The organism is Flavobacterium sp. GW821-FHT12A05, assembly GCF_058807735.1.
This window is the reverse complement of sequence record NZ_JBXAQY010000004.1, coordinates 470,392-493,483: the sequence shown is the minus strand read 5'-3', so window position 1 is coordinate 493,483 and position 23,092 is coordinate 470,392. Positions and strand designations below refer to the sequence as shown.

Sequence of the window (23,092 nt, the reverse complement as noted above, 5' to 3'; positions counted from 1 at the left end):
GATTTTAATATAAATAACATTTTCCATGTTAAAGAAAATAATAGACAGGCCGGTATTGGCCACGGTTATCTCCATTGTTTTGGTGATACTGGGTATCATTGGTCTTACAAGATTATCGGTTACAAGATTTCCTGATATTTCGCCTCCAACTGTAATGGTAAGTGGTTCGTATCCGGGAGGTAACAGTGAAACCGTAATTCGTTCGGTAGTAACACCGCTTGAAGAACAAATTAATGGTGTCGAAAATATGCAGTACATTAAATCGACTGCAAGTAACGACGGAACGTTTTCGATCAGCGTGATTTTTAAGCAGGGAATCGACCCTGATCAGGCTGCTGTAAACGTACAAAACAGAGTACAGCAGGCAACTCCAAAACTGCCTCAGGAAGTTGTAAGAATGGGACTTACGACCTCGAAGCAGCAAAACAGTATGATTGTTATTTTCAATCTTTATACAGATGATAATAAGAAATACGACGAGTTGTTTTTGCAGAATTATGCTAACATCAACCTTGTTCCTCAAATAAAACGTGTACCGGGAGTGGGACAGGTTCAGATTTTTGGGCAGAAAGATTACTCAATGCGTGTATGGCTTGATCCTAGAAAAATGGCCAATGCAGGTTTAGTGCCTTCAGATGTTACACAAGCCATTGCAGATCAAAGTTTAGAGTCGGCTCCGGGAAAACTGGGAGAAGAATCTAAAGCCGCTTTAGAATATGTAATTCGGTACAAAGGAAAGAAAAACAAACCCGAGCAGTATGAAAATATTGTAGTTAAAAACAACGGCGGCAGTCTTTTAAGACTTAAAGATGTTGCCAGAGTAGAGTTTGGTTCTATTTCATACAGCGGAGACAATAAATCGAACTCTTTAAATGCCGTAACAATGGCTATTTTACAGACTTCGGGTTCTAATGCAAACGATATTGAAATTGGCGTAAACAAAGAGGTAGAAAGATTATCTAAATCTTTTCCTCCGGGAATTAAATACGTCAATGTAATGAGTACCAAAGAAAGACTTGACGAAGCAACCGGACAGGTAAAATCTACTTTGATCGAAGCTTTTATTCTGGTTTTCATCGTAGTATTTATATTCCTGCAGGACATTCGCTCAACGATTATTCCGGCCATTGCAGTTCCGGTAGCCATTGTTGGTACGTTTTTCTTTCTGCTTGTGTTTGGTTTTACCATTAATATTCTAACGCTTTTTGCCTTGGTATTAGCCATTGGTATTGTGGTCGATGATGCGATTGTCGTCGTCGAGGCCGTGCACAGTAAAATGGAAGAAGACAGCAGTTTAACCGCTAAAGAAGCTACTCATGGTGCGATGGCAGAGATTACAGGAGCCGTTATTTCGATCACTTTGGTAATGTCGGCTGTGTTTATTCCAATTGGTTTCATGACGGGATCATCGGGTATTTTCTATAAGCAGTTTGCTTATACACTGGCTATTGCTATTATTATTTCGGCAGTAAATGCACTTACGTTAACTCCGGCATTGTGTGCGCTTCTTTTAAAGAATGTTCATAATGGAGAACATGGAGAAAACGAACATAAAACCACTTTTAAAGAACGTTTTTTCGTTGGATTTAATACGGGGTTCAACAACTTAACCGGACGATATATTAAAGCAGTTCGTTTTCTTATTGAAAGAAAATGGCTTGCGGCAGGATTAGTAACGGGAATTACGGCGATTGCAATGTGGATGATGATGTCGACTCCAAAAAGTTTTGTACCGTTGGAAGATGACGGATTCATGGTGTACAGTTTATCAATGCCTCCTGGAACAGCGCTTGATCGTACGACTGAAGTAGTGCAGAGAATGGAAAAAATATTAGAATCAGAAAAAGCTATTGATGTTAATACCAGTATTACCGGATTTAATATTTTGAGCAACAGTTCCAGTACCGCTTACGGATTAGGATTTATTAAATTAAAACCTAAAAAAGATAGAGGTGAAGTTAAAGATATCGACGAAATTTTGAACAGCGTTACCGCTAAATTGTCGACAATTAAAGAAGGTTCGATCATGGTATTCAGAATGCCTCCGGTTGAAGGATTTGGAGTAACAAGTGGTGCCGAAATCGTTTTGCAGGACAGAATGGCGAGAAATCCGGAAACTTTAAAAGCAATGTCTGATAAAGTAATTGGGCAGATTATGCAGCAGCCGGGAGTTCAATATGCTTATACGACTTTTAGAGCCGATTATCCGCAGCTTGAATTAGAAGTTGATGAGGAAAAAGCCAGACAAATGGGCATTAATATGCGCGAACTTTTAGGAAATATCCAAACCTATTTTGCAGGAGATCAGTCGTCTGACTTTACCAGATTTGGTAAGTTTTACAGAGTGAATGTAAAAGCTGACGGAATTTTTAGAATGGATCAGGATGCGTTTAATGAAATTTTCGTAAGAAATGCTGATATGCAGATGGTTCCGGTAAAATCGATAGTAAAATTCCATAAAGTGTATGGACCCGAATCTGTAAATCGTTACAACCTTTATAACTCGGTAAATATTACAGCAATGGCGTTGCCAGGATATAGTAACGGTCAGATTATGGATAATTTGGAAAAAGTTTTAGATAAACTTCCATCTGATTACAGTTACGAATGGACAGGTTTAAGTTTGGAAGAAAAAGCAGGAGGAAACCAAACCATTGCTATATTCGGATTATGTCTGCTTTTTGTATTCTTCTTATTGGCAGCACAATACGAGAGTTATTTATTGCCATTGGCAGTATTACTTTCTATTCCAACTGGAATTTTAGGAGCATTTGCAGGAGTTAAAGCGGTAGGATTAGACAACAATATTTACGTTCAGGTAGGTTTAATCATGCTGGTGGGGCTTTTGGCCAAAAACGCAATTTTGATTGTAGAGTTTGCGCTGCAGAGACGAAAAGCCGGTTTATCTATTACCAATGCGGCGCTTGAAGGAGCAAAATCAAGGTTACGACCTATTATCATGACATCGCTGGCTTTTATTGTAGGGATGATTCCGTTGATGTTTGCTTCGGGAGGAACCGCAGTAGGAAACAGATCTATTAGTGTGAGCGCTTCGATTGGAATGTTAAGCGGTGTTGTTTTGGGAGTTTTTGTAATTCCATTGCTTTTCATCGTATTCCAATATCTGCAGGAAAAAGTATCTGGTAAGAAGAATGTAGTTCAAACCATAAAAGAATAATAATGAAAATACTATATAAAATAGGAATGACGGTGTTTTCGGGTATGATCTTAACATCATGCGTAGTGGGAAAAAAATATTCCCGCGCCGAATTAAATGCTCCCGAAAAATATCGGGAAGAATTAACCGTAACAGGAGATACCGTTTTACATTCCTGGAAAAAATATTACAAAGACCCGCTTTTGGTTGATTTAATCGAAAAAGCCCTCGTTAAAAACAACGAGGTGCTTATTGCGGTTAAAAGCATGGAACAGCTGGATTTAAGCTATAAACAAGCTAAATTATCCTTACTGCCAACACTTGATTTTGATGCAGCTGGAAGCCGTTCGTATTTGTCTAAGAATTCCTTAAACGGATCTTTGAGCGCTCAGTTTACCAGCAAGGATTATATGGACGATTACAGTGCTAATCTTCGTATGTCATGGGAAGTAGATATTTGGGGAAAAGCAGCTATGCAGAAAAGAGATGCTAAAGCCGCTTATTTTGCTCAAAAAGAAAACCTGTCAGCTTTAAAAACCCGAATTATTGTGCAGGTGGCACAGTCTTATTATAATCTTTTAGGTTTAGACGAACAGCTTAAAATTGCTCAGAAAAACATTGAATTGAGCGATAATACCTTGCAGATGATGAAGCTGCAGTACAACTCAGGTTCTATTAGTTCTTTGGCAGTAAACCAAACTGAAGCGCAGAAAAAAACAGCCGAATTGCTGGTTCCTTTAGCCAAAGCTAATATAGCGGTTCAGGAAAATGCATTACAGATTTTATGCGGCGAATATCCAAATACCATAACACGTTCCGGAAATCTGAATGTAGACGAATTTGCTTTTGAAATGCCTGCCGGAATTCCAGCTTCGCTTTTAAGCCGAAGACCAGATGTAAAAGCCAGCGAATATGCCGTAATGTCAGCTACAGCCAAAACAGGATTAGCAAAAGCTACGATGTACCCAACGCTGAGTTTAAATCCGTCAATAGGAATCAATTCTTTTGAGTTTGACAACTGGTTTAATTTTCCGGGATCGGTTACAAAAAATATAGCGGCGAACCTGGCTCAGCCTATTTTTCAGAAAAAAGCGCTAAGAACGGCTTATGAAGTAGCTGTTTTAGAACAGGAAAAAGCCGTTGTACAGTTTAAGCAATCTTTTATCACCGCTGTTGGTGAAGTTTCTGATGCCATGTCGCAGCTAAAATATGCCGATGAACGTATAAAACTGGCCGAAGAAAAAGCAGTTTCTTTAGAAAAAGCAACCGCCGATGCTTCGCTTTTATATAAAAGCGGAATGGCTAATTATCTGGAAATTATTGCAGCTCAAAACAGCGCTTTGCAAAATGAACTGGATGTAGTGGCCATAAAATTAGAAAAGCTAAATGCGTCAATAAATTTATATCGCGCTTTAGGCGGCGGTGTAGAGTAGTATACAGCTTTTATATATCCATCATCTTTATTTTTTATAAAGGTGATGGATTTTACTTTGTTAAAACTTTTTGATGGTTTAATTGTCTAACTGAATTATGGACAGAATAATATTTACACGACTGGAACTTTATAATTTGGTTTGGAAGTTTCCAATCGTTCAAATAGCGAAGCATTACGAAATTTCCAGTATGGGAATAAAAAATGCCTGCGCAAAAATGGGAATTCCGCTTCCGGGAAGTAAACATTGGGTAAAACTGAATTACAAACGAGAAAGCGCTCCAAAACTTGCCGAAGGCTATACCGGAAATAATTACATTATCATTATGCGAAAAGCGTATGAATCGCAGCTTCGTAAAACAGCTAAAGCAACGCCTTTAAATGAATTAATTAAAACCATAGAATCTGATTCAAAAGCACCGTTAAAAGTTACAGATACTTTGGTAAAACCTAATGCGATTATTAAAGAGACTCAGATATTTTGGGAGAATAAAAAATCAGACAAAAAGAAAAAGAACGATTTACAGAAAGTTCTTTATCTAAATGTAGCCGAGAAAAATCTCAACAGAGCTTTACTATTTCTGGATGCTTTGATGAAACTTTTAGAATATAGAGGACATGAGTTTGAAAGATCAGGTGAAGGCAGGGGAATTATCTTTAAAACAGAACATATTAAAATTGCCATTCATTTAAGGGAAGCTTTAAAAAGGATTCCGCCAAAATTAGATCAGGAAAATGCTGAATATGTTTTTACAGGTCATTTTATTCTGCAGATTAAAACAGGTTCGTTTATGAAAGAATGGCGAGAAGGAAGAATTTCTTTAGAAAAAAGCTTGGTTTCTATTGTAGCAAAATTAGAAATAATAGCAGCTGAAGAACAGCAATGGAAAGAAGAAACTTGTCAGCCAGTGTAATACCATTTTAATTTTATTTTCTGAGTAGCTTTGGTCTCTTTTTTATTGCTTTTAAAGGAAATAAAATAGATAGAAAAAAAATAAATTTAGGTACGAATAGCGGATAATTAAATAATATAAGATCTATAAATTTGTACAAAATCCTAAAGAAACTTAGGATTTTCCCAACCTAAATAAACCCATAATTATGTCTGATTTTTTAAAACAATTTGGAGAAGATCTCAAAAAGAATATACCAGGTTTTATAGCCGTTTCTGTAGCCGAAATTCAAAGCGGAATGTCTTATTATTCGCAATCTGTTTTGAGTGAATTCGATCCGGAATTAGCCTCTGCATACAATCTGGAAGTAGTTAAAGCAAAAATGAACGCGATCAGGGCCTTAAAATTACAGGATCAGGTAATTGATAATATCATGATTACCCTTTCTTCACAGATTCATATCATTGATGTTTCTGACAATGGAGAATATTTTATTTATCTGGCCGTAGATTCTAACAAAGCCAATCTTGGTATGACAAAATCTATTCTTAATAAATACAAGAAAGAAATAGCCCACAAACTGTAATTGCATTTTTTATAATTTTAAAAGAGGATTTTCTATTTTGAATTTCCTCTTTTTTATTTTCAGAAGGTTTTTTGTCTGCGTAGATTATTTTATATTTAATCCGTAAAAGAGAATCTTAATAAATGGAATTAAGAGCGTACTTCGAAAAATACCACGACGAAGAAACCTGCATCGAAGAATTAAAAGACAAGCGTCTGCAAAATGGTTTAATTTGCAGAAAATGCTCGCACAACCAACATTCATTTCGAAGAATTGATTTAAAATTTCAATGTAAGAAATGCGGCAGCAGAATCGGTCTTCGATCCGGAACTGTCATGGAAAACTCCAATTTACCCTTAAAATACTGGATGACCTGCATTGAATTAATGACACTTTCCAAAAGGAAATTTTCCATTTTACAATTGCAATATCTTTTAGGCCACAAGCGCTATGAACCTATTTGGTTAATGGTGCAGAAAATCCGTTTGGTGATGCAGAAACGGGACGAAAAATACACCTTAAGAGCTTATTCAGAATTTGATTCGGAGTTTTTGAAAGAGATTGATAAGCTTACGTATTTGAAAAAGAAAACTACAGATCACAGCGAAAACTGACTATAAAATATAAAATGTTTCAAAAACTTTGTTGCATCTTATAATCTGCAACCTGTAATTTCCAAAAGATAATATGCCGAGCTTATATCTTTGTTACACTTCTATTTAGTCTTTTCTTTTTAAATGTGTAAAACGAAATTTATGAATACGATTAAAAAAGGTTGTATTATATTATTTTGTGTGTTTGCTTTGCAAATCTTAAAAGCACAAGATGCTCCCTATTCAATAGGTTTTATACCGGCATCTATTGAAGAAATAGATGTTGCTTTTCCTATATATGAGAAATGGCATTTAAGCGGTCAGGCAGATGTACAATTAGTAACACAAGGAGCCTATACTAATGGTAATCCGTTTGAGTATACGCAAAGAGTTGTACTAAGACCGTGGCTTATATATTCAGGATTTAAAAATATCAAGTTATGGCTTGGATATGCTCACAATCAAAAATATGCGGTAGAGGAGGCGGGAAATTATGAAACTTTAGAAAACAGACTTATTTTAATGGGAACATTTTCTCAGGATATGCCCAGAGGCTCTATTTTTGAGCAAGTCCGTTTTGAAACTAAATTTTTTGATGACAGAACAGGAACTCATCAAACAATTCCAAGAATTAGAGCAAGATTTGGGGTAAATCATTATCTGCGTCAAACAAAAGAAAAGCCATTGTTTCTTGCTCCCAATTTAGGATATTACACAGAGCTGATGCTGAAATTTGCCTCTAAAGATTATGCCGATGAGCATTTTGACATTTTTAGACTCTCCGTATATTACAGTGCGGGTATAACGCCAAATATTCATTTTCTGGCCGGAATAATAGGCCAATTACAGCTTCGCACAAACGGAACCCAATTTGATGTTTATTACGGGCCTGTGATGTCTTTAAAATACAGCATTAAACCAAAAGAAAGAGAAACTTTTGACAGCGTTGACGGAGGTGCTGACTAAATCTAAAAATTATAATGGGTTGGCTTTATAAAGTAAATCCTGTTCAGCTTAGGCCGAACAGGATTTGCGGTGCCCTTAACTAAAAAACAGCTAAGAGCTTTTTAATAACAATTTTTTTTAACCGCTAAATATTATTTAACCGTTACCGTATAAGCTGTAAGTGTATTAGCAGCTCCTCTAATAAATCGTACTCTGTTGTAAGTTCCGGCTGGTGTTCCGGCAGGTACTTTTAATACAATTCTATAGGCAGTTGAACTTACGACTTCTAAAGGAAAAATTACAGTTGCAGCCGTACTGCTGTACATTTGAACAGCCGTTACAGTATTTAGCATACCGCCTCTAACTTCAAAAGTTTCACCGCCTTGTTTTTGAACCGGCGAACCCACTAATTCGGCTTTAAATGCATCTGGTTCAATAACATTGACTTTGAATCTGTTTTCTACACTTTGGTTCTGTAGGATGTAAGCTCCATTTTTTATGCGTAAATCATACATTCCTACCGGAGTATTTTCGGCTAAAAAGTAATAAATCCCATAATCAATAAAAGGAGTTCCGGTTACACCGCTTCCCAAATAAGCAATTTCTGCCGTATATTCTGTTTTTTGATCCTCGGCAGAAACAAGATATACTCTTGTGTTTTCGGCACTCAGCCATAAATTATTTATTGTAACTGTATTTCCGGAAGTACCAATGTTAATCAATTTTTGCATAGTGCCTTTTCTAAAAGTTTCTCCCGAAGCTACCGTCCACGCTCTAGGTTCTTTTTGCCTGAAATCTATTTTCAGCGTATATTTTTTTGTTGTTCCGGCTTTTGAAGTCACCGTATATACTGCGCCGTCTTTAAAAGGAATTTCAACACCTGATGCCGGAGAAATAACAGCTTCTGTACCTAAAACAATTACGGGTTTAATAGTTGGAGGAAGCGGTGTATTTACGCTCCATGTAATAATGATATTTTCTTCTGTAATAGCAGCGCTTACCGCATTGTTTTCGGTATCTTTTACAGTAAATGATTCAATTTGAGTGTATCCGGGAACTTTTACAACATCGCCCGGAATGTTGTTTACTTTATCAACATAGTCAGTATCACACGAAAAAAATAATACTGATAAAAAAAGTATTCCAATTGCAAAGAGATTGGTTTTGTTTTTTTTATTCATGATTGTATTGGTTATCTAATTTTTAAATGATTTTAATTTGTTATTTTTGCCAATAATTGATAAGCTGGCGTATATTTTAAATGCCTGTATTTTCAATGCTTACGGTAATTTAAAAAGCCGTTTGATAGCCATGGGGGAATGATATGATAGCAGCATTACGCAGAGATCGCCGGTCAAGCTTTACTGCAGATACTTTTAATTATGTCGTGATCCCATGTTTTTTTATGCATTGTTATTACTTATTTTACTTGTGTCCAAGTATAGCTGATTGTACTGCTTGAAGCTCCCGGAGCAATACCAGTTACTTTTACTAAATAAGCTTCTGTTGCTGTAGTTGGGTCTGTAGCTGTTTGTGAGTTAAGACCAGTACCTGTTACTTTCCAAATTACGATTGCTCTTGTTGGAGTCATAACGTGTGTTGTGATATTGTAAGAGTAGTATCCAATTCCATAGCTTGAACCAGAAATACTTCCGTTATATCCTACTACATTATAAGGATCAGATGCTGGCGCAGTTCCAACATTTCCTGAAGCATTTTTTACAGTAATGCTTCCGCTCCAAAGATCATAATCTGCACAAGTTTGATTTAAATCAATTGTACCTACATACCAGTGGTCAGTATTTCCGGCAGGACGAATAGATCCTCCGTAAATACCTTCCCATTGTACATTAACTCCTCCAATTGCAGCCGCAACCGGTGTCCAGTTAGCATCAACAGATGATGGCGCCTGCCATCTGTTTACTATTACAGATGCTGAAGTTGATGAACATAGAGCAAGAGCATTTTTTTTAGTTTTGTTAGAAACTTGTTGCTCTTTAGCTAATGATTGTGAGTCAGCAGTTTGGTCGTCAGAACTACATGATGTAATTGAAATAGCAGCCAATGCTATTAGAGATAAGATTATTTTTTTCATAATGATTTATATTAATAGATTAATTTGGCTTTTTTCATTACTCCCAGCAGAAAAGACAGGCATTTTTATTTTGTGTGTTTACTTTGTAATTCTAATAGGATATTTCATGGTAACCGATAGATTGTAACTTTCCATTAAAACCCAATAATCTGTATTAGGTTCCAGTGTTACGTTTGTACTAAGGCTTTCTATAAATCCATACGTAATGGTAAAGCTTTGAATATCCAGACCTTCGTTCCATTGTTTCATCTGCCATTTTTTATTTCCCTGAGCGTCTACAATAAATACTTTGGTTACTTCATAAGACGGTACAAAATTTTCTCCTTTTAAAATTAAAGGACTCGTAGTTGCTACTGTATAAGTAGATGCGGCAGTAGACAATTCATTCAAAATAAGTTTAGGCTGTTGAATTACTATTTTTACCGTATAAACCGAAGTCGTGCCATCAGCCGCTTTAGTGGTATACGTTACAGGTGTTTTGCTGAATACCGGAAGCAGCTCAGTAGCGGCAGGAGAAATTGTTGTTTTTTCGGGTAATGTTATAGCTGTTTCAAGATATTGATATTCATAGTACGATGGAAGGTAAATGGTGATCGTTTTTTCCAGATTGTTTACAGCGCTGTATATGGTCTGGCTTTCTCCCGGATTTGTTACTTTAAATGAGATGATTCTTTTAGCATCCAGATTAGTAACGATTTCTGTAACGGTATCTCCTTTTACATCTGTCCATCTTTCTTCTTCATTATCGCATGAAGTTAAGAGACTGATGAATGCAAAAGCAGTAAAAAATAAAGAGGTTTTTAATTTGATGATTTTAGTATTCATTCGTATTGAGGTTGGTTATTTTATTTCAAATTTGGTACTTCCTTTTGGTACCATTACATAATCGAAAGTGTAGTACATGTGCGGTGTGTCTTTAAACCATTCTGACGAAGTGTAGACATCTTTGTAAACAGAAATCATTTTAATTTTGGCGTAATTTCCATTGGCAGTTTTTAGAATAACCGTTCTTGCCGGAATGGTAGATCCGTTTGCAATTTTAAGAGATTCACCAAGTGCATAAGCCACGTGCGCTTTCTGCGGATTCTTTCCATCGGTTACCACTTCACCTCCAAAATCATATAAATACCAGCCCGTTCCGTTGCCAAAAGATCCCGCATCATCGGTACCAATAAGGTCTGCGCCCGTTTTAAACTCGCTGTCAGCAGGAATATCGACAACCTCATTAAAAGGTTTGGCAACAATAGTAATACCGCCCACACCGCCTGCAAGCGAACCATTGTTTTGGGTATTACTGCCATTATTTCCAGATAAAAAGCTTGCGTAAAGTCCGCCAAAAGCCAAGTCCCATTTTTTGGTTTTTTTATACGATCCGTCGACCGCTTTGTTTTCTTCAAGACTGTAATACAGAGTTGCAGCCGGAGTAGTAGGATTGGCATCAGAAGTACTTCCCTGATAATTTTTCACATGAATTACTTTGTAAAATAATCCATTATCTGGTGTTACAACTTCTGGTTCTGTGTTTTTTCCATCTTCAGCTTTATCATCAGAAGAACAAGCTGTTATCATTACAGCAATAAAAAGAACACTCAATATTGTCAGTGGTATTTCTTTTATAAGGCATTTAATTTTTTTCATAGGATTATAATTAGTTTGTGTTTAAATTTTTACTGCCGTCATTTTGCACATAATATTTAAAAGTAAAATAGGGTGCAGGCCAGTTTAGATCTGTTACAGCAGGAGGATTTCCTTTGTAGGCATTTATAAGCTGTAATTTTGCGTATTTCTTGTTTGGAAGTCTAATCGCATACGTACGATCCGGAATAGACTGCATAATGTGGCTGCTCAAACTGTAGTAGAACCATCCGGCAGAACTTTCAGAAGAAGCCCAGCCAATTTTGGTGACTTCACTTTTATCAAAATCAGTATCAGACGGTGCCTGATTGACATTTTTATAAGCATCCTTGATTACAATGACAGCCGTATTTGCAGCAGGTCCTTCAAAACCGGGATTGTATTGGTATTTGGCATTATTTACAAAAACTTCGCTGTTGTAAGGTCCTGTAAATGCAAGATCCCAGTCTGTTGTTTTCATGTACTTTAAAGAATCGGCTTTTGTATGAAGCCATATTTGTTTTTGATCGCTGAAACGAAAAAGAAACGTATGGAAACCTCTTTGTTCTTTTCCACTTGTATTACCGCCCATAGAAGCTCCGGTATCTCCGGCAAGATCTGTAATTACAATGCTTTTTCCATCTGCCAAAGAAGCAGTTGAATCTTCTTCATTACTGCTGCATCCGATAAAAAATATCGAGCTAAAAAGCAGTACCAGTACGTGGTGTTTTTTAATTGTTGTGATGATAGAATTTTTAATGTTTATTGTTTTTTTATTTGTTTTTGAAGAAACGATAGCTTAAACCGCCAAGAAGAATTCTTCCGGGCTGTCCGGGCATAAGGGGATCGGTGTAATTGAAAATATTATCAGCGGTAAATCTGATACTTAAATGATCTTTCAGCAGACGTTTTTCGAGACTGGCATTTGTAAGCCAATAGTCTTTTACAAAAATGTCGTACTTATCTATAAACTGGTTTCCGTTGCGGTCTCCAAACGGATATTTTCCTCTAAAGTTGACCCTTAAACTGGCATTAATTTTCCAGGGTTCATTGCGATAAAAAAGAGCTGCATTGGCCATGTGGCGCGAGCGGTTTTCAATTCCCCAATAATCTTTTGGTCTGGGTTTATAAGAGTTTCCGGTTGCGGGATCATGAATATTTTGATTGTAAGGCCATTTTCCGGCTCTAATACTATCTTTTACGCTAAGATCCTGTGCAATTAAGTACTGATATCCAACACTTAATTCCATGTTCTTTAACGGACTTACTTTTAAACCCAATTCAAATCCTTTGTTTACCGCTTCGGGCAGGTTTTGATAGGTATAAATAATTCGGTTATTGGTGCCTGTGGCAACTTGTATGCTGTTTATTTGATTGGTTATTTTATGATAAAACACATTTCCTTCCACTTTAAACATTTTTGAAGGTTCTACAATCACGCCTGCATTGTAGGATGTACTTTTTTCGGCCTGAAGATTTCCAGCTGCCTGATTTAATACATACTGGCGTATTTCGCTTATTTGCCCATCTTGCTGTAATTGCTGTAAAGTAGGGGCGAGAACAGCATTTCCAATAACCAGATAGTTACTGCTGGAATTGTAAAACACCAGATAATTGGTTTTAAAATCAGGAGCTTTAAAGCCTGAGCCAATACCTGCTTTGAATGTTATTTTTGGGGTGATAAAATATTGTAAACCAAAACTTGGATTGAGTCTTCCGCCAAAATTATTGGTATAATCGTAACGTAGTCCGCCAACGGCTTTTAGTTTTTGAAAAGGCGTCCATTCGCCTTGTACGTAAGAGAAAAAAGTTTCCAGCGAATTGACATTAGTAAGTGCATCGTCGTTCATGTTTTCGATGCTCCCGCCAATACCTCCGACAAGCTGATAAGAATTATTATTGCTGTATGAGAATTGCTGTTCAACGCGATGCAGCGTTTGTCTAAAAACATCCTGACTTACCGCATTATTCGTCTGCTGCCATGCAACGCTCATATCTGCCGTATAATTGGTGAGATAATATCTTGTAATACTTCTCAAATTAGGATTAAAACGATGATCAAAAGAAATGGAAAGATTTAAATCCTGCTCGTCCTGATTGTCGCCTGATATATGACCCAGACCAAAATCCTTCTGCATAAACGAACGACGAAGTCCGTAACGTCCGCTTACTGTCAGGTAACTTTTTTCGTTTACCTGATAGCGTGTTCGCCCTTGAAGACTGTAATTATCATAGGGTGGAGAAGTGGTACCTTGTATAAATTTTGAATTGGTATTGTAACCGTCTGTTCTGTAATAATTGGCAGCGAAATTGGCTGTTCCTTTGTTTTTTAAGTAAGGAGTTTCGCCTTCAAGAGTAGCATCGACAATATTTAGTGATCCGTAACTCACAGAAGCCAGCATCTGCGGATCGACTACGCCGTGTCTGGTAATAATATTAATTGTACCGCCAAGGGCTTCGCTGCCATAAAGACTGGAAGAGGCACCTTTTATAATCTCAACGCGTTCAATATTAGATACGCTTATTCTTGAAAGATCGAAGTTGCCATTGTTTCTGCCCACCATAGGCTGACCGTCTATTAATACCATGATGTATTCACTGCCAAAACCCTGCATCTGCACGCCTACAGACCTTGCACCGCCGCTAATGTTGTTGACCACCGCAATTCCGGTTTGTTCTTTCAGGATTTCATCCAGTCTTCGGCTTCCCATTAATTCTATCGTTTTGCGGTCTATAATGGTTACGGGCATGGCGCTGTATTGTGCGTTAACAAGAGTTTCGGGATTATTTTTGACACTTTTACCCGTTACATTTACTTCATCCAAATCAATACCCGCTTCGAGATTTATATGAAGTCGTTTTGGGGCTTGTCCGTTTAAGGAAATCTGTTGTATGTAATCTTTAAAACCCATATTTGAGATTTTGAGAGTATAACTGCCGCTGGATAATCCTGAAAATGAGAAAAAACCATTCAAATCTGATACAGTAGTTTTACCCGAAGGCTGTAACTCGATCAAGGCTTGCGAAACCACATTACCCGAATGATGAATTGAACCATTTATTGCACTATTGTTTTGTCCCTGCGTTATGGTATGAGGCAGAATAACAAAGCAGATAAGAACTATTTTTTGTATGAAATTTGGAATGTTTTTATTTTTCATTGGTATTTTTATGCATGTCTTTCAATGGATAAGAAAAATAATTAAAAACTATTCTTATTTAGACTTGGTAAAAATAGTGATTAATACTATTGTAAAAGTACTTTTTTAACAGAGTAGGCAAAACACATAAAAGTAAGAGATTATTTACTTCATTTAATTCATGAAGTTTTAATGTTTTATGTCTTTATTGTCAGTTATTTACTAAAGATTTTGTGTTTTTGGCTGATGTTAAAATTTAAGATAATTTTAACATAAAATACACCCAATAAAGTGTTGGAATTGGACTTTTGAAGGAGAGAAAGAAGGTGTTTTTCATCTAATTTCAGACTAAAATTCTTAGAAAAAATCAATTGTCTGTATTGAAAATGAATCGAATTATGATTGTTTTTTGCCGAAATTTTTTATTCGAAAGAATAAAAAATAAGCTTATAATTCTAGGCTATTTTATAAAATATAGAAGCAATTCTGTAAAAGTTTCGCTGATTATCGTTCTAAATTTGAAAATTATATAAGCGAAAAAATCATATTATGAAAACTCTATCAATAATTGCCATAGTACTTTTACTTAGTGGACTTTTATTTTCATGCAAAAACAACAAAGACGGCTATAGTGATGAAGTCGAAACTACTGAAGTTATTACTGATTCTACAAAGAAACCAGTAGATAGTACCAATATAAATGCTGCAGGAGCGAATAGTGCGACATCTCCTCATACGGGATCTGAAAGCAGTACGAGTACAAGTACTACAACTCCAAATAATGCTGATAAAAACAGTTCAACTTCGGCAGATAAAAATGCCGATGGAACGGTTTCCGGAAATACAGGTTCTGGAAGCGGTCCCGGCGAAAGTGCCAATGATGGATCTACTTACAGCAACTCATCGGCAAAACAAAAAGAAGCGGATAAGACGAGAAACAAGAAGTGATTGTTAATTGTTGATTGTTGATTGTTGATTGTTGATGGTTGGTTGTTGATGGTTGGTTGATGGTTGGTTGATGGTTGTTGATGGTTGTTGATGGTTGTTGATGACTGATTATGACTAATTAACCATTAACCATTAATAATTAATAATTAAACTTTGTTTGGTTTGCTTACGTACTTATTTTCTTTAATGAAAAAACGCCAGGGTAAAAGCGCATCTTCTTGGGCGTAGGCGACGCCTATACGAGTTGATGCGATAATTTGTTCTTTAGGATATTTAATTCCGTGGTCTTCAATCCAGATTTCGTCTCCGTTTAAATCTTTTTTATTAAAGGATCGGTCTATTCCTAATGCCTTTGCTGCAGATCCGGGACCTGATGAAATGGCAGCTTTAGCAGCGGGCATATTGCGTCGGGTTTCCATAATGTCTTTTCCTGTCAAGGGTTCAATGGCTCTTATTAAAACGGCATGCGGCTCGCCTTCGACAGAACTTACGATATTAAACAAATGATGAATACCGTAGCACAAATAAACATACGAAATACCGCCTTTGCTGTACAACGTTTCGGTTCTGTCTGTTCGTCGGCCTCCATAAGCGTGCGAAGCTTTGTCCTGTATGCCAAAATAAGCTTCGGTTTCTACAATGATACCGCTTGTTATTTTTCCGTCGATTTGAGTATAAAGTACTTTTCCTAAAAGGTCTTTAGCCAGAAAAAGAACATCTTGATTTAGATAGTAGGAAAACGGTAATTTATTGGACTGCTTCATAAAGAATGGCGGCGTTTGATTTTTTTATTTAAGAAGAAAAAAAACTACGGTTACTAAAGTACAAAAATAGCGCTTTTCATCTGTTACGATACTTCTTAAATGCAGAAATCCCCTGATTTCTAAGGCAGGAAACCAGGGGAGATCAAAAAAAATAAAACACAGTCTTTAGAACGAATACCTTACTCCAAATTGTCCTTGGAATCTTGAAGCTAATTGATCTACAGTATAAGGTGTAGAGCTTGGTTTTTGGAACGTGTAAGTAGGATCGCCGGTTGCAACTCCTCCTAAGTTTCCTGATTTTGTTAAACCAAGACTCGCTGTTGAATTGTATGTATTTGGAACAAAATAACTTCTTCCCCAATCTTTATTGATAAGGTTCCCGATGTTTGCCACGCTGAATGAAATTTGGAATGAACCTACTTTATCTACTTTAATTTCGTCCATTAATTTTAAATCTGCCTGAATGTTCCATGGTGTAGTGTCACCGTTTCTTTGAGTGAATGTTCCTCTTCTGCTTTTTAAATAATCATTTCCGTTAATGAAAGCTTCGTAATCTGCAACCTGTTGCGCTGCTGTTGCAGATGGAACTCCTGCTGCATTTACTCCAATATATTTAGCTGCTTCTGCTGCATCTTTAAAGATATAAGCCAAACCTGCTGCTTGTCCTGTTCCTGCAATCGTTGAGTTTACAAATCCCCAAGAGAACGGATTTCCTGATTGTGCATTAAAATATACATTGGCAGAAAACATATTATTATCAGCTAATTTTACAGCATATCCTACATTAGAAACGATTCTGTGTTTGATATTAAAATTAGAAGTTGCCAATTGCGGGTTGTTTGGTGTTAAAGATTGATTCATCTGGAAGTTACTTTCCATTGAATTGCGAATTCCGTTTGTTACGTCTCTTGAATCTCCGTATGTATACGCTACCATGAAATTAAATCCAAAATCGTAAGTTTTTGAGATCATTTCTGTAATGCTGTATCTGTATCCTTTGCTTGTATTTGAAAGCAAATAAGCATTTGAAAAAGCAGAATTGATATTCGATGCATAAATTGGCATTTCGTGCTTGGTATCGTAAGAGAAATACGTTGGGTTATCAGTTTTGTTTACTTGTTGAAATTCAAGATCACGAATTACTTTGGTATAAATAGCTTCGGTTGTGAATTTATATCCGTCGATGATTTTATCAATTGCCAATGAGTTTCTTAAAACAGCCGGCATTTTAAATTTATTGTCAACTAAATCTGCCTGTACTTTTGGAGTTGCATCGTGATATCCGTTTAGTCCATTGTTTGCCAAAGGATCACCCGCTGCTGCAACCTGAGCAGGAGTAAGGTTGTTTTTATCGTAACTTCCGTAACCTACACCATCATTATAGTAAGCATATCCTAACCATGCAAACGGAATTCTACCTGTAAATACTCCAGAACCTCCTCTTAAAACTAATGTTTTGTCTTCGTCTACGTTATAAGTAAATCCAATTCTTGGAGAAACTAAAGCAGTGCTGAAAAAGTTGTTATTGATTTGGTTTAAAGGCGTGTACGTATAAGTTGTGCCATAATTAGGATCTGCTGGAGAATTTTGAACCTGCGGACTTAATTTTGGTTTATTTGGTAAATCTGTATAATCAATTCTAACTCCCGGAGTCACTTTTAATTTGTTTCCAATTCTAATTTCGTCCTGAACATAAGCACTGTAAAGGTTTACTTTGAATTTTGCATAAGGATTGTCAAAGATTTCATCTCTTGAAGAACCGTCAAATGGGTAAGTACCACGAACACGAGTAGGAAGTTTACCGAAGAAATCAGTTAATGATTTATAAGAAACTCTTCCGTTTAAAGCATTTACAAATCCGTAATTAATATCGTAGAATTCGTTATGTGTACCAAATAAGAAAGTATGATTTCCTGTTTTATAAGTAAGGTTGTCTGTAATCTCAGCCGTATTTTGTTTCATATTGAAAACAGTAGCCTCACGATCATTTCCTAAAAAGATAGTTCCTCCGTTGTATCCAATTTCTACCTGAGGAAACATTACGTTGTTTGATTTTGGATCACGGTAATCTTTAATTGCCGAATAACTTGCAATAAACGAGTTAGACCATTGGCTGTTAAAGTGGCTTTTTAATTCTAAAACCGTACTGATAGATTGGTTTTTCTGAACAAAATCCATGTTTGAGAATCGGAAGTTTGCCGCATCGCGCTCTAAGTTTGTTGCCTGAGAAACTACCGTATTATTTCTTAACGAAAGCGAGTGTTTATCGTTTATTTTCCAATCTAATTTATTGAAGAATTTTTGACTTTTTGCAAAGTTGTTATAAGAACCATAAGTTCCAGGATCGAAACCGTAGTTAGTTTTTACAAAGTTCGAAATTTGATCTGCTGTTGCATTATCTACTAATGAAGTTAATTTTCCGTTAGCATCCTTTTGTCCTGCATTGTAGAAAATAGGGTCTGTTCTTTCTGCATATTCCATGTTAGTAAAGAAGAACAATTTGTCTTTTACTATAGGAAGTCCTAATCTAAAACCAATTTGATAATCACCAAAAGATTTTGGCATTTTAGAACCGTCTCCTGCATTGTTTGGACCAGTCAGTGCCGCATTTCTTCCGTAGCTGTAAATAGATCCGCTTACTGTATTTGTTCCGCTTCGTGTAACAGCATTTACGCTTCCTCCTAAAAAGTTTCCTAATTTAATATCATAAGGAGCAATATAAACCTGAATATCTTGTATGGCATCTAAACTGATAGAGTTTGATCGTGTACTGCTTCCCGGCATTCCAGATGTTCCGGACTGACCTCCCAAAGACGGGCTGAAACCAATTGCATCATTATTTATAGAACCGTCGATTGTTACGTTGTTGTATCTAAAGTTAGTTCCTGCAAAAGAGTTGTTAGAACTTTGAGGCACAAGCTTAGTAACGTCTTGAATTCCTCTATTAATTAACGGAAGACCGTTAACTTGTTTTTCGTTAATATTAGTTCCGTTATTTTTAGAAGATGGTTTAGAGCTTGTAATTACTACTTCTTCTAAAACAGTATTATCGGCTTTATTTACTACGATTGTTGGCAAATCATTATCGCCAAGTGCCAGATGTATTTGTGAATTAGTGTAATCTTTAGTGTCTTTACTTTTGATTTCTAATTCGTAAGGTCCGCCTGCATTTAAATTTTCGAAGCTAAACCTTCCTTGTTTGTCGGTTACAGCTCTGTAAACCGAATTGGTAGGGATGTGAGTTAAAGTAACCTCGGCGTCTGTAAGAGGGCTTGTACCATCATTAACTTTGGCAGATAAGGATGAGGTTGTAATCTGGGCAAAAATGTTTCCTACGGTGAGGAGCATTAAAGCCGAAAAAAAGAGTTTTAGTTGTGTCATTTTATTTTTAGTTTTTATTTGACAAAGAAACTCAGTTTGTTTTGATCAGATTTAACGCTTTTGTTAACTTAAAATGATATAACTATTTATTGTTAACTTAAAATCATGAACGTGTTATGATTGTAAAAACATTTTAGCTCTTTAAAATCAATGATTTATGTAAAATGCTAAAAATAAATACATTAGACTTATATTTAAAGTAGATTAGAAAAAGATTAGAGTGTTAAGTGAATGTTACCGATGCGAAAAATCGAAATTGGCGTGAAAGAAAAATTAAGGGAATAATAAAGAAAACGTAGTGCCTTTTTCGAGTTCAGAATCGACTTTTACTTCAATATTATGAAGCTTTAGAATTTGCATCGTTATAAACAAGCCTAAACCTTGTCCCTGAATATGACGCGTGCGATCGCTTCTAAAAAAGAGTTCAAAAATAGATTCCTGATCGTTTTTTGAAATTCCCGGGCCATGATCGGTTATTTTGAGTAAAAGTCGGCCTTGTTCAGAAATGGCGGTAACCATAACCTTTTCAGGAAATGAAAATTTAATCGCATTATCCAGAATATTGTAAAGCGCCGTAAAAAGCATGTGTTTATTGGCGGAAACAGAAAGCAGGTCTTCCTGATCTGCAATAGCATTAAGATCTACAGAAACTTTAGATTCCGGATATTCAATCGCTTTTTTCTCCAGTACATTCCATAAGATTTCATCTATTCTTACCAATTCCATTTGTTCCGGTTCAGAAATCTGTAAACCAGATAAAATCAAAAGCCCGTCTAATATAGATTTAAGATGAAACGTATCTTTTCTAAGCGATTTTAAAACTTTTTCGTATTGTTCGTTTGTTCTGGGCTGTTGGAGCGACACATCAATATCACCAATAATAATAGTAAGCGGCGTTTTTAATTCGTGCGATGCATTTTTAAGGAAGTTCTTTTGAATCGTAACACCGTTTTCAAGACGTTCTAATAAGTAATTAAAAGTGTTTATCAGCTCTTTTATTTCATCTTTTCCACTTGCTGTAGGCATTTCGAGTCGCGAATGCAGGTTTTCGGTTGTAATCGTATTTACTTTTGCAATAACATCCTCAAAAGGCCTGAAAGTTTGTCTTGCCAAAAATCGGCCTAAAAGAAAATTCAGCGGAATTGCCAGCAGATAAAATCCAATAAACATTAAACCCAAAACGTCTAACTGCTGCTCGCCTACATCATCAATTCCAGATACAACAATAATAAAATCCCCTTGATTGTCTTTATAATACAAACCGGTAAACTGCCTGTTTTCTTTTGTAAAATGCAATATTCTGTTTTTAGAAATTGCTTTTAATTCCTTGTCGGTTAAAGTAATATTAATATCGTCTTTCAAATACAATTCTTTGGTTTTGGCATTGTATATCCTGATCGTCTGATTGGTAATTTTTTTATATTGAACTTCTATTCTTTGATAACGGGAACTGTCAATTTTAGTAATCTCGTCTTTTTCAAAATAAAAAAAAGCGGTTATTAAGGCGCTGTCTTCCAGTCTTTCATAATAAAGATCCTGTCTGTGGCTTTTAAAAACCAAAAAAGACCCTGCCAATACGAGTCCAACGGTAAAGGCAAAGAGCAGTGTAGAATTAACAGAAAGTTTGTTTTTAAGATTCATGTGCTTTTTTCTTAAGCATATATCCGGTTCCTTTTACGGTATGAATAAGCGGTTCAGAAAAATTCTTATCGATTTTATTTCGCAGATAGTTTATATATACATCAACCGTATTCGAGTTCATATCGAGTTCCAAATTCCATACGGCTTCGGCAATTGCGATTCTGGATAGCGCTTTTTCGCGGTTTTTCATAAAGAAAATCAAAAGCTTAAGTTCTCTTGACGAAAGATTGAGTTCTTTTCCGTCTCTTGTGGCGCTTTGTTCTTTCATATTAATTTCGATTCCGGCATAAGATTGAAAATCCAGAATTCCCGAACTAAATTCGGCACGACGCAATTGGGCGTTTATTCTTGCCAGAAGTTCTTCAAATAAAAAAGGTTTGGCTAAATAATCATCGGCACCAGACTGCAGTCCTTTTACTTTTTCATGCGGCGTGTCTAAGGCGCTGAGAATTAAAATGGGAACAATTATTTTTCTGTTTCTTAAAATTTCGCAGACTTCAAAACCCGTAATGTCAGGAAGCATAATATCGAGAATGATAATATCGAATTCATTTTCCATAACCTCAGTAACGGCTTCGTATCCTTTCGAAACCGCTTTTACCTGATAAAGGTTTTCTTCAAGACCTCTTAAAATAAAAGAGGCAACTCTTGGGTCGTCTTCTACTAATAATACTTTATTCATTGTCGAATAGTATTGCTGAATGGAATTTCATGTTGGATTAAATGAAAATTTTAATGTGATAAAAGTAATTAAAAGTTGCAGTATTCGCCGAAAAAAAACATAAAGAATATTTGTTTTAATTCCTTGTTTAAGCGTAAGTAAAAGATCTCAAAAAGTTTTTATATTTGAGTTATAATATTCGATAAGAGCAGGTTCTAAATTTTATTTTTAATACGACCCATTTATGAAGCAATTTTCTGTAAAAGCACTACTATTTTTAATGTTCTTAACTTTTTTTTCCTGCGATACCAAAAAACAAAAACCGGAACCTAAGCCTTATAAAGCCGGTGTCATTTTATCTTTTGATGATGCTTATGTTGATGAATGGGCTGAAGCCGATGCTGCCTTGAAAAAATACGGATGGAAAGCTACTTTTAATGTATGCCGAATAGATTCTATTGGTGAGCCTGAAATAAAAACGCTTCTTAGAATGCAGAAAGAAGGGCATGAGATTGCCGGCCACGGTTACCATCATTATAATGCGGTTAAATTTGTAAAGCAATACGGAATTGACGCCTACATGAAACAGGAAATTGATCCTATGATTGTTTCCATGAAAAAGAAATCTTTTAAGGTTACTTCGTTTGCTTATCCTTATGGCGAAAGATCAGAAGAACTGGATAAAGCTTTGTCTGCTAAATTTAAAATTATTAGAGGAAGGGCTTTTGGCGGCGAAGTTCCGGAAAAACAAGACAGTTATTTTAATAACTCAAAAATTGTATTTGCGTTTGATATCGATAACAGTCATATTCATTTTAGTATTCCTTATGTATTAGAATTGCTGGATTATGCTAAAAAGAACAATAAAATATTGCTTTTATGCGGCCATAAACCCGTGAAGAATGTAACGGAAAATTACCAAACCAAAATCGAAACTTTAGAGTTTATCTGCAAATACATGAAAGATAACGATCTTAAATTTTATACTTTATCAGATTTAGATGATCTGCTTCCGCAGAAATAAATCTTATATGTTTTATTAGAGAGAAATTATTCATCGTAAATATGCCTCACCACTGTGGGCTATAAATATATCGCCCCGCTGGGGCTTTTTTTTGTTGCGGGAGGGAATTATGCTATAGATATTTTGCTCCTTTGGAGCATTTATCTAAAACTGCAAGGCTGTAAAAAAGAAAATCATTTCTTTTGACTCTCTTTTTTCTTAAAATTTACTTTTTCCATTACCATCGGATTACTGCTAAA

General features: G+C 35.9%; 17 protein-coding genes and 1 pseudogene. 8 read left to right on the top strand and 10 right to left on the bottom strand.

All coding sequences use genetic code 11. From position 1 onward, the window contains the following. The first annotated feature begins 25 nt into the window (after positions 1–25). From AC1RRQ_RS11755 to AC1RRQ_RS11730, 6 genes and pseudogenes are all read left to right on the top strand, one after another. Entirely contained in the window at positions 26–3,178 is a 3,153-nt protein-coding gene (locus AC1RRQ_RS11755) for an efflux RND transporter permease subunit (protein ID WP_493023216.1), read from the top strand. Positions 3,179–3,180: 2 nt separating this feature from the next. Next, complete coding sequence (locus tag AC1RRQ_RS11750; RefSeq protein WP_493023215.1) at positions 3,181–4,590, top strand: TolC family protein; 1,410 nt, start codon at positions 3,181–3,183, stop codon at positions 4,588–4,590. A 97-nt stretch (positions 4,591–4,687) separates the two neighbouring features. Further along, complete coding sequence (locus AC1RRQ_RS11745) at positions 4,688–5,503, top strand: hypothetical protein (protein ID WP_493023214.1); 816 nt, start codon at positions 4,688–4,690, stop codon at positions 5,501–5,503. A gap of 187 nt (positions 5,504–5,690) precedes the next feature. After that, the gene (locus AC1RRQ_RS11740; protein WP_493023213.1) at positions 5,691–6,068 is read left to right on the top strand and encodes a hypothetical protein; all 378 of its coding nucleotides are present in this window, start codon (positions 5,691–5,693) and stop codon (positions 6,066–6,068) included. A 122-nt stretch (positions 6,069–6,190) separates the two neighbouring features. Next, positions 6,191–6,655 (top strand): annotated as a pseudogene (locus tag AC1RRQ_RS11735) (IS1595 family transposase); the annotation flags it as partial. Between the two features lie 147 nt (positions 6,656–6,802). After that, positions 6,803–7,606 carry a DUF2490 domain-containing protein gene (locus AC1RRQ_RS11730; RefSeq protein ID WP_493023212.1) on the top strand — a complete coding sequence of 268 codons (804 nt, stop codon included), beginning with the start codon at positions 6,803–6,805 and terminating at the stop codon, positions 7,604–7,606. A 131-nt stretch (positions 7,607–7,737) separates the two neighbouring features. Here AC1RRQ_RS11730 and AC1RRQ_RS11725 read toward each other — a convergent pair whose 3' ends face one another. The 6 genes from AC1RRQ_RS11725 to AC1RRQ_RS11700 all read right to left on the bottom strand — a co-directional run bounded on the left by AC1RRQ_RS11725 (position 7,738) and on the right by AC1RRQ_RS11700 (position 14,455). Then, positions 7,738–8,766, bottom strand: a complete 1,029-nt coding sequence (locus AC1RRQ_RS11725) for an SGBP N-terminal domain-containing protein (protein WP_493023211.1) — start codon at positions 8,764–8,766, stop codon at positions 7,738–7,740. A gap of 239 nt (positions 8,767–9,005) precedes the next feature. Next, positions 9,006–9,680 carry a hypothetical protein gene (locus tag AC1RRQ_RS11720; protein ID WP_493023210.1) on the bottom strand — a complete coding sequence of 225 codons (675 nt, stop codon included), beginning with the start codon at positions 9,678–9,680 and terminating at the stop codon, positions 9,006–9,008. A 78-nt stretch (positions 9,681–9,758) separates the two neighbouring features. Continuing rightward, a complete protein-coding gene (locus AC1RRQ_RS11715; RefSeq protein WP_493023209.1) occupies positions 9,759–10,505 on the bottom strand; it encodes an SGBP N-terminal domain-containing protein in 747 nt (248 codons plus the stop codon). 15 nt (positions 10,506–10,520) lie between these two features. Then, positions 10,521–11,318 (bottom strand): HmuY family protein, encoded by a 798-nt coding sequence (locus AC1RRQ_RS11710; protein WP_493023208.1) that lies wholly within the window; start codon positions 11,316–11,318, stop codon positions 10,521–10,523. Positions 11,319–11,328: 10 nt separating this feature from the next. Then, the gene (locus tag AC1RRQ_RS11705; protein WP_493023207.1) at positions 11,329–11,943 is read right to left on the bottom strand and encodes an HmuY family protein; all 615 of its coding nucleotides are present in this window, start codon (positions 11,941–11,943) and stop codon (positions 11,329–11,331) included. Between the two features lie 124 nt (positions 11,944–12,067). Further along, positions 12,068–14,455 carry a TonB-dependent receptor gene (locus AC1RRQ_RS11700; protein ID WP_493023206.1) on the bottom strand — a complete coding sequence of 796 codons (2,388 nt, stop codon included), beginning with the start codon at positions 14,453–14,455 and terminating at the stop codon, positions 12,068–12,070. 528 nt (positions 14,456–14,983) lie between these two features. On the opposite strand from AC1RRQ_RS11700, the gene AC1RRQ_RS11695 reads away from it, so the two are divergent. Continuing rightward, positions 14,984–15,382 (top strand): hypothetical protein, encoded by a 399-nt coding sequence (locus AC1RRQ_RS11695; RefSeq protein WP_493023205.1) that lies wholly within the window; start codon positions 14,984–14,986, stop codon positions 15,380–15,382. 146 nt (positions 15,383–15,528) lie between these two features. Here AC1RRQ_RS11695 and AC1RRQ_RS11690 read toward each other — a convergent pair whose 3' ends face one another. The 4 genes from AC1RRQ_RS11690 to AC1RRQ_RS11675 all read right to left on the bottom strand — a co-directional run bounded on the left by AC1RRQ_RS11690 (position 15,529) and on the right by AC1RRQ_RS11675 (position 21,850). Beyond that, a complete protein-coding gene (locus AC1RRQ_RS11690; protein WP_493023204.1) occupies positions 15,529–16,146 on the bottom strand; it encodes a DNA-3-methyladenine glycosylase in 618 nt (205 codons plus the stop codon). Between the two features lie 165 nt (positions 16,147–16,311). Continuing rightward, positions 16,312–19,527: a TonB-dependent receptor gene (locus AC1RRQ_RS11685; protein WP_493023203.1), complete on the bottom strand. Its 3,216-nt coding sequence runs from the start codon at positions 19,525–19,527 to the stop codon at positions 16,312–16,314. A 273-nt stretch (positions 19,528–19,800) separates the two neighbouring features. After that, positions 19,801–21,168 (bottom strand): ATP-binding protein, encoded by a 1,368-nt coding sequence (locus AC1RRQ_RS11680; protein WP_493023202.1) that lies wholly within the window; start codon positions 21,166–21,168, stop codon positions 19,801–19,803. After that, positions 21,158–21,850: a response regulator transcription factor gene (locus AC1RRQ_RS11675; protein WP_493023201.1), complete on the bottom strand. Its 693-nt coding sequence runs from the start codon at positions 21,848–21,850 to the stop codon at positions 21,158–21,160. Before AC1RRQ_RS11675 ends, AC1RRQ_RS11680 begins: the two co-directional genes overlap by 11 nt. A gap of 223 nt (positions 21,851–22,073) precedes the next feature. Between AC1RRQ_RS11675 and AC1RRQ_RS11670 the strand changes: the two genes are divergently transcribed. After that, entirely contained in the window at positions 22,074–22,853 is a 780-nt protein-coding gene (locus AC1RRQ_RS11670; protein ID WP_493023200.1) for a polysaccharide deacetylase family protein, read from the top strand. Positions 22,854–23,092 lie beyond the last annotated feature (239 nt).

Coding starts and splice junctions, on each gene's coding strand:
- AC1RRQ_RS11695 (WP_493023205.1), top strand. CDS start 14,984: ATGAAAACTCTATCAATAATTGCCATAGTACTTTTACTTAGTGGACTT.
- AC1RRQ_RS11675 (WP_493023201.1), bottom strand. CDS start 21,850: ATGAATAAAGTATTATTAGTAGAAGACGACCCAAGAGTTGCCTCTTTT.
- AC1RRQ_RS11720 (WP_493023210.1), bottom strand. CDS start 9,680: ATGAAAAAAATAATCTTATCTCTAATAGCATTGGCTGCTATTTCAATT.
- AC1RRQ_RS11710 (WP_493023208.1), bottom strand. CDS start 11,318: ATGAAAAAAATTAAATGCCTTATAAAAGAAATACCACTGACAATATTG.
- AC1RRQ_RS11700 (WP_493023206.1), bottom strand. CDS start 14,455: ATGAAAAATAAAAACATTCCAAATTTCATACAAAAAATAGTTCTTATC.
- AC1RRQ_RS11670 (WP_493023200.1), top strand. CDS start 22,074: ATGAAGCAATTTTCTGTAAAAGCACTACTATTTTTAATGTTCTTAACT.
- AC1RRQ_RS11750 (WP_493023215.1), top strand. CDS start 3,181: ATGAAAATACTATATAAAATAGGAATGACGGTGTTTTCGGGTATGATC.
- AC1RRQ_RS11690 (WP_493023204.1), bottom strand. CDS start 16,146: ATGAAGCAGTCCAATAAATTACCGTTTTCCTACTATCTAAATCAAGAT.
- AC1RRQ_RS11730 (WP_493023212.1), top strand. CDS start 6,803: ATGAATACGATTAAAAAAGGTTGTATTATATTATTTTGTGTGTTTGCT.
- AC1RRQ_RS11725 (WP_493023211.1), bottom strand. CDS start 8,766: ATGAATAAAAAAAACAAAACCAATCTCTTTGCAATTGGAATACTTTTT.
- AC1RRQ_RS11715 (WP_493023209.1), bottom strand. CDS start 10,505: ATGAATACTAAAATCATCAAATTAAAAACCTCTTTATTTTTTACTGCT.
- AC1RRQ_RS11745 (WP_493023214.1), top strand. CDS start 4,688: ATGGACAGAATAATATTTACACGACTGGAACTTTATAATTTGGTTTGG.
- AC1RRQ_RS11685 (WP_493023203.1), bottom strand. CDS start 19,527: ATGACACAACTAAAACTCTTTTTTTCGGCTTTAATGCTCCTCACCGTA.
- AC1RRQ_RS11755 (WP_493023216.1), top strand. CDS start 26: ATGTTAAAGAAAATAATAGACAGGCCGGTATTGGCCACGGTTATCTCC.
- AC1RRQ_RS11740 (WP_493023213.1), top strand. CDS start 5,691: ATGTCTGATTTTTTAAAACAATTTGGAGAAGATCTCAAAAAGAATATA.
- AC1RRQ_RS11680 (WP_493023202.1), bottom strand. CDS start 21,168: ATGAATCTTAAAAACAAACTTTCTGTTAATTCTACACTGCTCTTTGCC.